Here is a 14,751-nt window from a genome sequence, read left to right as displayed (position 1 = left end):
GCCATCAGATTCACAACTGTATTAATCTATTAGGATTGTCTTTATACCTCTGCCAGTTCTTTTACCAAACCAGAAAGAGATTGTTTAGCATCGCCAAATAACATCTTGGTTTTATCTTTAAAGAAAAGTTCATTTTGAACTCCTGCATATCCGGGATTCATACTACGTTTGAATACTACAACCTGATGAGCATTTTCTACTTCTAATATCGGCATCCCATAAATCGGGCTTCCGGAGTCAGTTTTTGCTGCCGGATTGACCACATCATTGGCTCCGATAACCAGTACAACATCTGCCCCTTCTAATGATTTATTGGCATCATCGAGGTCCAGAAGTTTTTCATATGGAACATCAGACTCTGCTAGTAAAACATTCATATGACCTGGCATCCTTCCGGCAACGGGATGAATAGCATACTTCACTTCTACCCCTTCATCTTCAAGGAGAACTTCAAGCTCTCTGCACACATGTTGCGCCTGGGCTACAGCAAGTCCATAACCAGGTACTACTAAAACTCGCTTAGCATATTTAAGCTGAACAGCAAGGTCAGACATTGTTACTTCTTTTACTACTTTATCACCATCATCTGAAGAAGATGAGGAAGTACCACCGAAGTTACCTACTAAAACCTGTGCAAGTGACCTGTTCATTGCATTACACATCAATACTGTTAGAATTATACCTGATGCACCCACCAAAATACCTCCAAACAGCATAACATTATTCGTATATACTATTCCTGCCAAAGCGGCTCCAATACCTGTCAAACTGTTTAAGAATGCAATTACAACAGGCATGTCTCCCCCACCTATTGGTGATACAAAACTAAATCCGTAAAAAAGACTCAAAAAGATCAGGCCGAGTACAAATCCGAGACTTATTGCTGATGGATTAATCGAATAATAGATCAAAGCGATCATGACAATCAATAGCAATAAAACATTAATGTACGCTGAAAAGGGTAACTTTAGTTTCTCATTCCATATCCCCTTAAGTTTTCCAAATGCAACTAATGATCCGGTAAATGATACAGCTCCAATAAATAATGCCGATAAAACTGTAAGCAATACTCCGAATGAAGCCTCTACTCCTGATAAATAACCAACCAATTCAACAACTGCCAAAGCCAGAGTACCTGCCCCTCCAAAACCATTGAAAAGTGAAACAAGCTCAGGCATAGCAGTCATCTCAACCTTTTTTGCAGCAATTAGTCCTATTGTAATTCCTAAAGCAAGCGCGACGGCTATAACCCCATAATTATTTACAGGTTCGCCACCTAAGGCACCAAATAGTGCTGTAAGAATACCCAAAATCATACCGGTGGCCGCAAGGGCATTTCCTTTGGTGGCAGTTTTAGGACTACTTAATCTCTTTAAACCGATAATAAAAAATACCGTACTAATAAGATAGCATAGATCAGTAATAGAAGAATATATCATGATTTCTTTTTCTTATTAAACATGGACAACATACGTTGAGTCACAGCAAATCCACCTGCAACATTGATCGTAGCAAAGGTGATTCCTAAAAAGCCGATAAGCAGTCCGAAATAATCATCGGAAGGAGTTAATCTTACTAAAATGATTCCTCCTATTACCACTACTCCTGAAATCGCATTAGCACCTGACATTAATGGGGTATGAAGCACCACGGGTACTTTCCCAATAATCTCCGTACCGAGATAAATAGCGAAAATTAATAAGTATATGAAAAGGATGTTTTCTCCTATCCAACTGATGATTGCATCCATGATTCTTCTTTTTTGATTTTTATAGCCTGAATGATATCATCATCGACCTTAAGATCGGTCTCTCCTTCAGACACAAATAATTTTAGCAGATTTAATATGTTTTTAGCGTAAAGCTCTGAGGCGTGAACGGAAAGCTCAGCCGATAAATTTCCAGCACCAATTATCGTAACGCCTTTTTCGTTTACGACTTCATTATCGACAGTCAACTCACAGTTTCCTCCGGATGAGGAGGCAAGATCGACTACTACCGAACCACTTTTCATCCGTTCTAAGGTAGTGGTTGGTATTAGAATAGGTGCCTTTTTCCCTCTGAGCAAAGCAGTGGTAATTACTACATCAGATTTAGCAGCATGATCAGCAATAACCTGTGCTTGTTTCTTTTTAAATTCTTCTGATTGATCAACAGCATACCCTCCGGCTTCCTTATCATCTTTCGCCCCTTCAACAACAACAAATTTAGCACCCAGACTTTCTACTTCTTCTTTTGCTGCTTCTCTCAGATCAAATGCCTCAACCACAGCTCCAAGTCTTTTTGCTGTAGCTATTGCCTGAAGTCCGGCAACACCTGCACCTAATACCAATACCTTTGCCGGAGCCACTGTTCCGGCTGCTGTAGTCAGCATCGGAAAATATTTTGGTAAATGTTCAGCTGCTTTGATTACGGATTTGTATCCTGCAAGAGAAGACATCGATGAAAGAATATCCATAGATTGAGCTCTCGAGGTCCTTGGAACCATATCGAGAGACAATGCATGGACTGGGAATTCCTCTACTACTGAAACATAATTCTGGTCGGGAGAAAATGGTTCATAAGATGACATAATTATTGCACCTTTTTTCATTAACCCATAGTCTTCAGCCTCGGGAGGAACAATCGCGAGCAATATATCTACACTTTTCAGTAACTCCTCCCTGCTAAGGACGTCTGCCCCAGCTTCCTTATATTGTTCATCTGAAACAAAGGCACCATCACCGGCACCCGATTCCACCGAGACATTAAGACCTAGTTTTTTAAAGCCTGAAATTATTCCGGGCATTATTGGTACCCTGCTTTCACCAGGCTGCTTAATAGCTCCGATTATCATACTAGAATATTATTTTGTTTATGAGCAATAACAAATAATGAAAGAATTTTAACCAATGTAAAGACAAACCCTTTACAAACTCAAAATAGCAAACCAATTATTTTAAAAATGGTAATTCTTACATCACTATTTTCAAAATAATTAAAATTTATATCATATAATAAATATTTTATGATTAATACATAAAGCAAAACAATCAATAGCAACCATGACTTAAATCATAATTATGCAGATTGGCTAAAATATTCTCTCAGCTTTTATTAGATTTGATTACTATGAAGGTCTTAAAAATTAGCTTATTTTTTCTGCTTACGGCTTTTTCCATTAATGTAGCCAGTGCTCAACTTAAACTTGCTCAGCTTGAATACAATGGTGGTGGTGACTGGTATGCAAATAAAACCGGACTTAAAAACCTGTCTATATTTTGCAACAGGTATTTAGGCACTTCTTTAAATCCGAATTATGATTATGTCGAAGTTGGAAGCAAATCTATTTTTGAATACCCATATCTATATATGACCGGACATGGAAATGTGGTCTTTAGTGACACTGACGCCGAAAATCTACGTCTTTATTTAACTTCCGGAGGCTTTTTACATATTGACGACAATTATGGCTTGGATCAATTCATCAGGCTTGAGTTAAAAAAGGTTTTTCCTGATAAAGAACTTGTAGAAATCCCTTTTAATCATCCAATTTACCATCAGAAATTTGACTTTGAAGGCCTTCCTAAAATTCATGAACACGATGGAAAACCAGCTCAGGGTCTGGGCATTTTCCATGAAGGCCGACTGGTAATATTTTATTCATACGAATCGGACCTGGGAAATGGCTGGGAAGATCCTTCGATACATGGTGACCCGGAAAGCGTAAGACTAAAGGCTCTTCAGATGGGAGCTAATATTATAAGCTATATCTTCCTTTCTCAATAAACTAACACAATAGTTTGAAAACTAACACAATAGTTTTATTTTTGAGTTATGGGAATAGTAAATAAAGATGATTCAAAAGTTCTTACCAAAGCAGAAGAACAGGTAATGCAGATATTATGGGACATGGAAAAGGGTTTCGTCAAGGATATACTTGATAAAATACCCGAACCGAAACCTGCTTACAATACTGTATCCACAATAGTCAGAATTCTTGAAAAGAAAGGTTTTGTGGGTTATAAAGCATATGGTAAAACTCATGAATATTACCCGATAATTGACAAAGAAACCTACAGTAATGAATTCCTCCAGAATTTTATTGGAAAGTATTTCAAAGGATCATTTCAAAACCTGGTTTCTTTCTTTGCTAAAGAAAATAATGTTGATGCAGGTGAGTTGGATAAAATGATGAAAATGGTGAAGAAGGACCTGGATAAAGAAGAATGAATGAAATATTACTTTATGTATTCGAGGTCTCCATTTGTCAGGCGATATTCTATTTATTTTACAGAATCTTCCTGGCAGCAGAAATCTATTTTCAAAAATTGCGCTTGTACCTGACAGGCACACTTTTGGCTTCATTTCTTATTCCTCTTGTTTCTATTCCTGTTTATTTTTACACTTCTATCCCAAAAATCAGTGATCAGAAAACCCTTTATTATTTTCTTTCAGGGGAAAATGGAGAGCTTTTTACCACAACCGAAATGATCACCACTTCGCTGTTTACATTATTCATTATTGGTGTAATTATTAGTTTAATATTCCTTACAACACAATTATTAAGACTGTATTCCTCAGCGAGAAATTTAAATTACTCCCTTAGTTTTAAAGGTATCAAGACCAAAGAAACAGAAGGCAAGCTTCCGACCTTCTCATTCATCAATACCATCTATTTCGATAACTCCCAACAATATAAGAAAAAGGAAAAAGAGGAAATTTTACTCCATGAATACTATCATATAAAAGACAGACATAGTATTGATTTATTGATTCATCGAATTGCCTCGGCCATCTTATGGTTTTCTCCCTTCATCTACTGGCAGAAAAACGCATTAGAATCTATCCAGGAATACATCGCTGATAGTATGGTTTTAAAAAATCAAGGAGGAAATAAAGAAGCTTATGGTGCATTGATAGTAAAGCAGCTCCTAATAAAAATCGGGGTTCCTATTGCCAATTTCTTCGCTAAAAATAAAACCCTCAAAAGGGTTGAAATGATGAAATACAGTGGCCTGGAAAGTGAGGCTCCAAAACTAAAGTGGACATGGGTTATTTTATCTGTTTTATTTCTATGCTTTTCGTTTAATATCAAAGAAAAAGAACAAAGTATTATAGAAGCACCTGTTGATAACCCAACAGACAATCTCACAGATCTTAAGATTGATATATTACCTGCGTCAGACTCAACAAGCTTTATTTCCTATGATTTAAAATCACAAGCGATGATCGCCCAATCTGGTGAATATAGATACATGATAAAACCGGTTAAAACTGATCAGGATAAAGAAATGGCCAGAAAAATCATTTCAAGATTAATCGGCTCTGAAAAACAGCCTGTTCCGGATGAGACAAAAAATGATGAAGGTATTAACCGACTCGTTACATCATGGTTTATTAACGAAATCACAAATAAGATTGAATTTAAAGAAAAAGGTCAGTATTATATTCGTTTCTCAATTAATCATGATGGGTTACTTGATTTTGCTGAGTTGGAAAATAGAAAGGACGAAAATATCGATATACAGCTACAGCAAATCATTGATGATAGCCCACAGTTTCCTCAACAGGATAAGATCAATAAAAGAATAACAATGATCCTCCCTATTCTGGTTGAATAAATTAAAAGTCAAAGCATTAACTTAACTGCTGAGGGTAGAATTTCAGGAGTTAGCTTAGTCACATTCCCGACGACCTCTCCATCAACCTGAAAAATCTTTTCTTCTTCCAGTTCAATAGTTGCTTTCTTACAATGAATAGTCTCTAGGGATTCCAGTGGTACAAATCGCTCATTTATACTTGATAACCCTGCTTTGATCATTCCATCAATACTCACATCTGTAACCAGGCAAAGTTCAAATTTCCCATCATCGGGTTTACCCTTCGGATTGATCAACATCCCGGAACCATATTTCCTGGCATTTGCAATAACTACCATAAAAACAGTTCTCTCATATGTTTCACCATCAGCTGTGATCTTAACCTTAAATTCTTTTTTAGTACTCCAGACAGACAACAAATGCTTGAGGTAAGTGCGCATACCCCTGTCCTCATCTTTATCATAGGCATAAACTACCTCTGCATTTAACCCTATATCACTGATATGCAAACTATATGTGTTATCATCAAATTTTATCAGATCAAAATCTTTTACTTTTCTCCCTCCTATTATTTGATCCAACCTAATATCCTGATCAGGCTCGATATCTAATTCAGCAGACATACCATTGGCTGATCCAAACGGAATAATAGCTATCGGGATTGGATTATTCTTAACTGATGTAACCACATCCAACAGGGTTCCGTCACCTCCGATCACAGCAATATTTTCAGGTGAAAATTTCTTTATAAAAAGCTCTATGATTTCACAATCCTTATGACCGGTTGTAAAATATAAGCGGTATGATTTACTTGCTTTTTTTAGTTTTTCTTTAATTCTCTTTACAAAAACCGTTTTATCTTCAGCTCCTGCAACCGGATTTATAACAAATAGCCATTCCAGCTTTGGATTCTCTAACATTTAGGGTAAATTTTTGTTGTATTGAAAGCTACTAACTAAAACTAATATCGTGAAAAAACCTCATCTTTTACCGCAACTTGTATTAAAATATGAAAATAAAATTCATATCCAGGGACAGGTAATATGGATGAAGCCAAAGCACCTGAAGTTAAAAAAATCTGCAAACCCTCTATATAACATCAAGCTGGTTTATAGATATTTTTCTCAAAAGCCTACAAAGAATAAACAAATAAATATTACCGTCGATGATGTTTGCAAGGAGATCAAAATCGATGAAAATGGTTTTTTTCACACAGACTTTGATATTCGGGAATCGAAGAAAATCAACCAGGTAAATATAGATTATAAATTAGATGACGGAACTAAAGTCATCGTTCCTGAAGTGTCAAGTTCCTTCATTTACAACCTGGATAACTTCACAGATGAAGCTGTGATCTCTGATATAGACGATACGATTCTAGTATCTCACAGCACACGAATAAGAAAAAGAATTAAGCATCTGTTTTTAAAGAATCCGCATAGCCGTAAACCAGTGAGTGACATGGCTGAGTTATATAATTTCCTTACTCAGGGAAAGAGCATGATCTTTTACATCTCAAATAGTCAGATGAATTTATTTCTGATGATATCGACTTTCATCAAGAAACATATGTTTCCGGAGGGACCATTATTACTTCATGAGTACAAGGTTGTAAAAGAATTCTTCAAAAAAAAGGATAAAAATAAGGATCATGATTTTCATAAATTCCGTTCGATCATGTTTGTTATGCACTTAATGAAAAATACTCGTTTTGTTCTTGTCGGTGATAATTCACAACATGATCCGGAAATTTACCAGGAGATTGCCAGAAAATATCCTAATAGAGTAAAAGCAGTTTTAATCAGAACTTATTCTCAAAAAAGTAAGAGAGAAAATGAATTGGAAAAGATCAGTCAAGATCTTGAAAGCAAAAATATTCCTTTTATTACCGGAGAAGATGGTTCCGAATTGAAAGAAAAATTTGAAGAACATTTTAATACCGTCAACGTTTGATTAGTATTTTCTTTTCAGTATTTCACTTAGAATTATTGCGTCTTTTGCTGAATTACTATTTCTAAGCATTTTTTTATACCTGGAACCTTCAGTTTTTTTCTTTTTGATCTTGAATTCCTCAAATCTCAGGCCTTTATCAAGATCAGTACTACGTTTATCTTCTATTTTAACTGTATTTTCAGCTTCTTTTACAGATTTCCTGAAGCGTTCTACGACAGAACTTTCTTCCTCACCCGTATATTCTCGTGTGGATTGTTGAACAGGCTCGGGCTCATATTCTTCATATGACTCGTATTCCTCTGTTGTATCAGAAGATCCTTTTCCACCCTGAATTTCTTCAAGCAGTTCTTCAAAAGACTTAGGTCTACCTCCCCCACTCTCCTGATCCATTGGTGGAGAGGACTTTGACGAGTCTTTATTTGCCTTCAATGCTTGTTGAACAAGATATATAATAATGGCAATTATAAAGGGAAGAAATTCTAATATGTCCATTAAATAGATTTTTTAAAAAATAATATTAATTTTGAAGGCTCCGGGTCAAAAATATTATCTTAATAAATTGTTTCGACGTTGTCTTTAAGCCAACAGTCAATTTTAATCAAATCCGGAATAAAAACCTAATAAATAAACCTGCATGCAGCTTTCGAAACTTGAGATTAAAGGATTTAAGAGCTTTGGAGATCGGATTGTAATCAACTTTGATGAAGGTATTACAGGAATTGTCGGTCCTAATGGGTGTGGTAAATCCAATGTAGTAGATGCGATCAGATGGGTACTTGGTGAGCAAAGAACAAGAAACCTTCGGTCTGATAAGATGGAAAATGTCATTTTTAATGGTACTAAAAAACGTAAAGCTGCAGGTATGGCTGAGGTCTCAATGACCTTTAACAACACAAAAAACTTGTTACCAACAGAATACTCTCAAGTCACTATTACCAGAAGATATTATCGGTCAGGTGAAAGTGAATACCTTCTCAATGGTGTTACCTGTAGATTAAAAGATATTACCAGCCTTTTCCTCGACACTGGTATTTCGTCAAACTCTTATGCTATCATCGAGCTTAAAATGGTCGATGATATCCTAAATGATAAGGATAATGCAAGGAGAGATTTATTCGAGGAAGCTGCGGGGGTATCAAAATTCAAAATAAGGAAAAAGGAAACTTTAAGAAAGCTACAGGGAACAGACGATGACCTTAACAGGGTTGAAGACCTCTTATTTGAGATAGATAAAAACTTAAAATCATTAGAAAGACAGGCAAAGCAGGCTGAGAAATACTACAATTTTAAAAAGGAGTATAAAGACCTTTCAATTGAACTTGCTGTAAAATCAGTATCAGAGCAAAAGGCCAATATCAATAATATCGAAAAAAGGCTGGAGGAAGAGAATGACAAAAAAGTTGCGATCTCTAAGCAGGTGAAAGAAAAGGAAGCGGAGATAGAGAAGCTCAAGGCAGATATTATCGGCAAGGAGAAGCTTTTATCCAGCAGACAAAAGTCATTAAACAATTATGTAGCGAAGATCAGACAGTACGAAAGTGAGAATAAGATCAAAAACGAAAGAATGCGCTTTCTTACTGACAAAACTGATAAGCTTCGAGAGCAAATAGACCACGATAAAAAAAGTAACGAAAGAGCCGCTTTTAGCATTAAAAGTCTCAACGAAGAAAAATCCGTCGTTGAAAAAAATGTTACCGAGGCAACTGCTTATGTCGAGGAATTAAAAGCTGCATACGAAGAGCAAAAGTCTGAAACTGCTATAATTCAGGAAAAGGTATCTGCTTTAAATAAAACTCTGAGAGAAAAGCAAAACAATGTCTACCAGATCAAGAAAGAACTGGAGATCAAAGAAATTCAAGTCAATTCTTTCCAGCAGGAACTGGAAAAAACCGCCGATGAAACGTCAGAAAAAACTGCCAATATCGAGCAGTTTGCTGAAAAGCTAAATGAACTTTCTGACTATCTGAACGAGAAAAAAGATAACCTGGCACAAAAGCAGGCAAAAGAAGAGCAATTACAGCAGAGACTCGAGGCAGTAAAAAAGACAATCGAAGTTATCAAAGAGGAAATGCATCAGACAAACAGGAAGCTCGATGCAAAACAAAACGAGTACAATCTGACCAAATCCCTGGTTGACAATCTTGAGGGCTTCCCTGAGGCGATTAAATTCCTTAAAAAACATAAGAATTGGAAAACTGATGCTCCCCTGCTCTCTGATGTCCTGACTACAGATGAAAAATACAGGGTAACCATTGAAAATTTCCTTGAGCCTTATATGAATTACTACATAGTTAACGACTATGCAGAAGCTTATAAGGCGATCAATTTATTAAGTGAGGCTTCAAAAGGAAAAGCGCATTTCTTTATTCTCGACAGTTTTGAAAAGAAAAAGAATACGGAACATAAATTCTTCGATAAAGCTTTCCCTGCAACTGAGGTAATCGAATACGATGAGAAATACAGGAAGCTGGTCTCTCATGTTCTGGATAATGTTTACATCGTAGATGGAGACGAAAGCGATATCCCAAATGATCCGGATTGCATTTTCATTACTATCAGTGGAAAAATAACCCGAAGGGTAAACAGTATCACCGGAGGGTCTGTAGGACTTTTCGAAGGAAAGAGAATTGGTAGAGCAAAAAACCTGGAAAAGCTTCAGGAACAGATAGAAACTTTTTCGAAAAAAATTCACCAGGTAAACAAGAGCCTGGAAGAAAATCAAAAAGAACTTCACAAACTACTCGAGAGCTCTGAGAAAGAAGAAATTGAAGAACTCAAACAGCAAATTGCTCAGATCAATGAGGAATATGTTTCTTTAAAGACAAAGCATGAGCAGTTCTCTGAAATGCTGAGCAGTAATGCCAATCGAAGGGAAGATATCCAGGAAAAAATAACTGAATACAGAGAGGATCTTGAAACTCTCAGACCTAAAGTCTCTGAAGAAGAAGCAGTGCTCAATGAAACTGAAGAACAAATAGCGATTCTCAGTGATCAGCTGGAAGAAAAAAATGAACTTCTTTCAGAAAAATCTGCTGCTTATAATGACGAAAATATAAAATTCCATCAGATTCAGAACAAACTGAATTCTATCGAACAGGAAATTTCGTTTAAGGAGTCTGCCCATGAAAGCAGTAAGATTAGAATTGAAAAAAATCAAGAGGAACTAAAAGAAACTGAAGATGAGGTAAAAGGGCTTCTTGACAGATCAGAACATGCAGAAGATGAACTGATCGAAATGTATCAGGAAAAAGAGCAGATCGAAGCGGGTGTGAATGAAGCTGAAAGAGAATATTATGCTGCCCGTGGAAATGTCGATGAGTATGAAAAATCTCTTAAAGAATTTCATCACAGAAAAGAAGATGTCGATACGCTTGTAATGGAATTAAAATCTAGTCTCAACGATGCGAAGCTTAACCTGACAAGTATAAAAGAGCGACTTTCTGTTGAATTTGAAGTTGACCTGGATTCACTTTTAAGGAAAAGTTCAGAAGAACTTCCTGACTCAGGGATGGATGAAGAGGAATTGCGAACGAGAGTTCATAAGATCAAAGATAAAATGGACCGGATAGGCCCGATCAACCCGATGGCAATGGAGGCTTACCAGGAAATCAAAGAAAGACATGATTTCATCACCCAGCAACGCGATGATCTTATTGAAGCTAAAGAATCATTACTGGAAACGATTAGTGAGATCGACACTGTGGCAAGGGAAAGTTTCCTGGAGTCTTTTGAAATGATCAAAGAAAATTTCCTCAAGGTATTCCGTTCTCTTTTTACTGTGGAAGATGATTGTGATCTTAAATTAGTAGACCCTGATAATCCGCTTGATTCCAAAATAGAAATCATGGCTAAGCCAAAAGGTAAGCGGCCATTGACAATTAATCAGCTTTCCGGTGGTGAAAAAACCCTTACAGCAACATCTTTATTGTTTGCGATTTACTTATTGAAGCCGGCGCCATTCTGTATATTTGATGAGGTAGACGCACCATTAGATGATGCGAATATTGATAAGTTCAATAATATCATCAAGACATTCAGTAAGGATTCACAGTTCATCATTGTAACGCACAATAAGCGTACTATGGCTTCCACGGATATCATTTACGGCATTACAATGATCGAGCAGGGGGTTTCGAGGGTGGTACCGGTAGATCTTCGTGAATTGCAGAATGAACTAGGTATTTAATGACGGATCAAGAATACTTTTATCGTTTAAATATTGCTCTTTTATTTCTTCCCATTGGGTAAGATTAGGGTGACCGGATTGAAACTTATAAACCAGGTCGATCACGAATGTTTCCTTTAATCCCATAAGATCGGCTACATGTCTGCAAAATTCGATTTCATTTTCATCTACTCTGCCATCAGCAAGGATGACAATTGTCAGATCATGTAATAAATCGAGTTTTGAATTCATACTGGCAGGAACCTTAATTTTCAGATTGTCTGCGTCGTCCAGAAGTTCCTTTAGATGCTTGTCTTTTAGATTTAACCTTTTGGCTGCATTAATGATAAATGCCAGTTCCTTATCATGCAAATGACCATCAGCATGAGCCAACGCTATTAAATTTGACATGTAATCTTTCTTGAATTTCAGGTGTTCAGTTTCGAAAAATCCTACCATAACGATAAATTTTATTGTAATAAGATAATTAATTCTTGAAATAAATCAAAGTAATAAAATCGGGCAATTTAGTCTTAGGATTCTCCTATTTTATTCTTAATTTTGCAATGTGTGTAAAGCCAAAAATGTGACAGATGCCTGATCAAGAAAGCAATCTAATTGAAATTCCAAGACAATTTTATTCTTATGCTGAAAGGGCTCCTTTTCAATTTTGTATAGAATGTAATAAGGAGTTATACCTTACTAACAATCAATACGTTATTGAAAAAGTCGTAAAACGTTATCCTAAACTTGATGCTGAAGATGTAGTATTTGAATATGCTATGTGTTTATCATGTGCAGATATGTTCAGGAAACAATTATCAAAAGACAGCAGAAAAAGTATTGACGAATATTTCCAGGATCACCTGATGAGTAAAAGTCAGGATGAATTATTGATAGATCCTGATAATATTGATCAAAACACTAACTCCTGCCTGATAAAAGGAACAGATGTAAAAGAGGTAGAAGAATATCAATTGTTCGCTGTGTGTAAAGGAAAGACATTAATGCCGAATACTTCTCCTTACATGTTAAGTGGTGAGGTAATGGATGAATTATCCAATTTAATGTCTAATCCAACTATCGATTTGCTTAATGGATTTAAAAACAAGCACTTCGGTCCTCCTTCAGAGATCAATGATCTTTTGAAAGATCCTTCATTAATGATCGTATAGAATAAAAAGATATAAAAGAGAAAAGCCGGATAATTTCTAAGAAACTATCCGGCTTTATTTTTTTACAAAAGTTGAGATCGTTAAGCAAATCCGCAATTTGTAATTCAATACCGTTTACAAATATAACTTTTATCAGGAATTATCCCTAACCATTGGATCATTATCTCTTAAAACTCTTCTAAGAATCTTTCCAACATTTGATTTAGGTAACTCATCCGTAAACTCAACATATTTTGGACGCTTATATCCGGTCAGATTTTCTTTACAATAGGCATGTAATTCATCTTCTGTCAGATCATCTTCCTTTTTCACGACATAAACCTTAACTGCTTCAGTAGATTTATCGTCAGGTACGCCAATAGCTCCAACCTCCAGAACTTTATCATGAGCAGCGATTGCATCTTCCACTTCATTTGGATATACATTGAATCCGGAAACATTGATCATTTCTTTTTTACGATCTACAATTTTGAAGAATCCGTCTGTATCCATTTCTGCGATATCACCAGTTTTTAACCAGCCATCGTTCATGACATTTTCGGTTGCTTCTTCATTTTGCCAGTAACCTTTCATTATCTGTGGCCCATAAGCACAAAGCTCACCACGTTCTCCCTGGGGTAATTCATTTCCTTCGTCATCAACAATTTTTATAAGAGTACTCGGAAGTGGTAATCCGATAGTTCCGATCTTATCTGATCCATCCAGGGGGTTGCAATTTAATACGGGAGAAGATTCTGTTAATCCGTAACCTTCAATAAGAGTTGAATTAGTTTCTTTCTGCCATTTTTCTGCAACTGAACGCTGAACAGCCATACCACCACCAACTGAAAACTTCAACTTAGAAAAATCAATCTTTTTAAAATCTTCATGATTTAACATACCATTAAATAAGGTATTAACACCGGTCATGACTGTGAAATCATATTTTGTCAGCTCCTTGCAATAAGCCTTCATATCCCGTGGATTGGTAATCAAAAGATTTGATGCACCTATTTTAAACATTAAAATGCAATTGACTGTAAGAGCGAAAATGTGATATAGAGGCAGTGCTGTTACCATCAACTCCTCTCCCTCTACCAGCTTTGGCTTCATCCAGCCATGAGTTTGTTCAGCATTAGCAATGATATTTCGGTGAGTCAGCATCGCTCCTTTTGAAACTCCGGTAGTTCCTCCTGTATACTGAAGAAAAGCAAGATCCTGTCCAGAAACCGGCACCCTGTCGTAACCTTCAGCATCAGCTTTTAAAGTATCTTTAAATTTAATAGCGCCAGGCAGATTATATTCCGGCACCATTTTTTTAACATACTTCACTACCAGGTTTACAATGTTACCCTTTAGAAAACCAAGCATATCGCCCAGTTCGGTAATTATAACATTCTTAATGTTTGTCTTATCAATAATCTTTTCAAGATTACTGGCAAAGTTTGCGATCATTATGACCGTTCCAACTCCGGAATCTTTAAATTGATGCTCCATCTCCCTGGCAGTGTATAGCGGATTTGTATTAACTACGATCGCACCAGCACGAAGTACGCCAAACATAGCTACAGGATATTGAAGACAATTTGGCATTTGAATAGCAACTCTGTCTCCTTTTTTGATATTCAACTCATTTTGTAAATATGATGCAAAACGCTTTGAAAGATCATCCAACTCTCCAAAAGTGATCGATTTACCCATATTAATATAGGCAACCCTGTCTTTGTAAGTTTTGACAGATTCTTCAAAAAGATCGACAAGTGAGCTGTATTTATCCGGATCGATAGTATGAGGCACACCCTTAGGGTAGTTCTTCAACCATATGCTTTCAGTCATGTTTATTTCAGGTTTCGTTAGTTGTTAGTCTTAATGAAATTAATTAATAAAAACAGTTTTCC

Annotated in this window: 13 protein-coding genes; 6 read left to right on the top strand and 7 right to left on the bottom strand. The window is 36.3% G+C overall.

What is annotated here, in order from left to right; translation table 11 throughout:
- Positions 1–41: 41 nt before the first annotated feature.
- From DCC35_RS09940 to DCC35_RS09930, 3 genes are read right to left on the bottom strand one after another with little or no spacing between them, the layout of a single operon-like run.
- Positions 42–1,439: an NAD(P)(+) transhydrogenase (Re/Si-specific) subunit beta gene (locus tag DCC35_RS09940; RefSeq protein WP_317129008.1), complete on the bottom strand. Its 1,398-nt coding sequence runs from the start codon at positions 1,437–1,439 to the stop codon at positions 42–44.
- A complete protein-coding gene (locus DCC35_RS09935; RefSeq protein ID WP_137090646.1) occupies positions 1,436–1,750 on the bottom strand; it encodes an NAD(P) transhydrogenase subunit alpha in 315 nt (104 codons plus the stop codon). The genes DCC35_RS09940 and DCC35_RS09935 overlap by 4 nt, the downstream gene beginning before the upstream one ends.
- Complete coding sequence (locus DCC35_RS09930) at positions 1,726–2,835, bottom strand: NAD(P) transhydrogenase subunit alpha (protein WP_137090645.1); 1,110 nt, start codon at positions 2,833–2,835, stop codon at positions 1,726–1,728. Before DCC35_RS09930 ends, DCC35_RS09935 begins: the two co-directional genes overlap by 25 nt.
- A gap of 275 nt (positions 2,836–3,110) precedes the next feature.
- Between DCC35_RS09930 and DCC35_RS09925 the strand changes: the two genes are divergently transcribed.
- From DCC35_RS09925 to DCC35_RS09915, 3 genes are read left to right on the top strand one after another with little or no spacing between them, the layout of a single operon-like run.
- Positions 3,111–3,767: a DUF4159 domain-containing protein gene (locus tag DCC35_RS09925; protein WP_137090644.1), complete on the top strand. Its 657-nt coding sequence runs from the start codon at positions 3,111–3,113 to the stop codon at positions 3,765–3,767.
- A 48-nt stretch (positions 3,768–3,815) separates the two neighbouring features.
- A complete protein-coding gene (locus tag DCC35_RS09920) occupies positions 3,816–4,211 on the top strand; it encodes a BlaI/MecI/CopY family transcriptional regulator (RefSeq protein WP_137090643.1) in 396 nt (131 codons plus the stop codon).
- Entirely contained in the window at positions 4,208–5,602 is a 1,395-nt protein-coding gene (locus DCC35_RS09915) for a M56 family metallopeptidase (RefSeq protein ID WP_137090642.1), read from the top strand. Before DCC35_RS09920 ends, DCC35_RS09915 begins: the two co-directional genes overlap by 4 nt.
- 8 nt (positions 5,603–5,610) lie before the next feature.
- Here the strand turns inward: DCC35_RS09915 and DCC35_RS09910 are convergent, their stop codons facing one another.
- Positions 5,611–6,501 (bottom strand): diacylglycerol/lipid kinase family protein, encoded by an 891-nt coding sequence (locus DCC35_RS09910; protein WP_137090641.1) that lies wholly within the window; start codon positions 6,499–6,501, stop codon positions 5,611–5,613.
- A 49-nt stretch (positions 6,502–6,550) separates the two neighbouring features.
- On the opposite strand from DCC35_RS09910, the gene DCC35_RS09905 reads away from it, so the two are divergent.
- Positions 6,551–7,534 (top strand): phosphatase domain-containing protein, encoded by a 984-nt coding sequence (locus DCC35_RS09905; protein ID WP_137090640.1) that lies wholly within the window; start codon positions 6,551–6,553, stop codon positions 7,532–7,534.
- On the opposite strand, the gene DCC35_RS09900 is transcribed toward DCC35_RS09905, so the two are convergent.
- Positions 7,535–8,026 carry a hypothetical protein gene (locus DCC35_RS09900; protein WP_137090639.1) on the bottom strand — a complete coding sequence of 164 codons (492 nt, stop codon included), beginning with the start codon at positions 8,024–8,026 and terminating at the stop codon, positions 7,535–7,537. It abuts the gene before it with no gap.
- Positions 8,027–8,168: 142 nt separating this feature from the next.
- On the opposite strand from DCC35_RS09900, the gene smc reads away from it, so the two are divergent.
- Positions 8,169–11,720: a chromosome segregation protein SMC gene (gene smc, locus DCC35_RS09895; protein ID WP_137090638.1), complete on the top strand. Its 3,552-nt coding sequence runs from the start codon at positions 8,169–8,171 to the stop codon at positions 11,718–11,720.
- On the opposite strand, the gene DCC35_RS09890 is transcribed toward smc, so the two are convergent.
- On the bottom strand, positions 11,709–12,158 hold the full coding sequence (locus DCC35_RS09890; RefSeq protein WP_137090637.1) for a TerB family tellurite resistance protein: 450 nt from the start codon (positions 12,156–12,158) through the stop codon (positions 11,709–11,711). The genes smc and DCC35_RS09890 overlap by 12 nt on opposite strands.
- A gap of 134 nt (positions 12,159–12,292) precedes the next feature.
- Between DCC35_RS09890 and DCC35_RS09885 the strand changes: the two genes are divergently transcribed.
- Complete coding sequence (locus DCC35_RS09885; RefSeq protein ID WP_137090636.1) at positions 12,293–12,874, top strand: hypothetical protein; 582 nt, start codon at positions 12,293–12,295, stop codon at positions 12,872–12,874.
- Positions 12,875–13,006: 132 nt separating this feature from the next.
- Here the strand turns inward: DCC35_RS09885 and DCC35_RS09880 are convergent, their stop codons facing one another.
- Positions 13,007–14,689 carry an AMP-binding protein gene (locus tag DCC35_RS09880; RefSeq protein WP_137090635.1) on the bottom strand — a complete coding sequence of 561 codons (1,683 nt, stop codon included), beginning with the start codon at positions 14,687–14,689 and terminating at the stop codon, positions 13,007–13,009.
- Positions 14,690–14,751: the final 62 nt, after the last annotated feature.

It is taken from the genome of Mangrovivirga cuniculi, assembly GCF_005166025.1.
GTDB classification, from domain to species: Bacteria; Bacteroidota; Bacteroidia; order Cytophagales; family Cyclobacteriaceae; genus Mangrovivirga; species Mangrovivirga cuniculi.
This window is presented reverse-complemented; position numbering and strand designations above follow the sequence as displayed.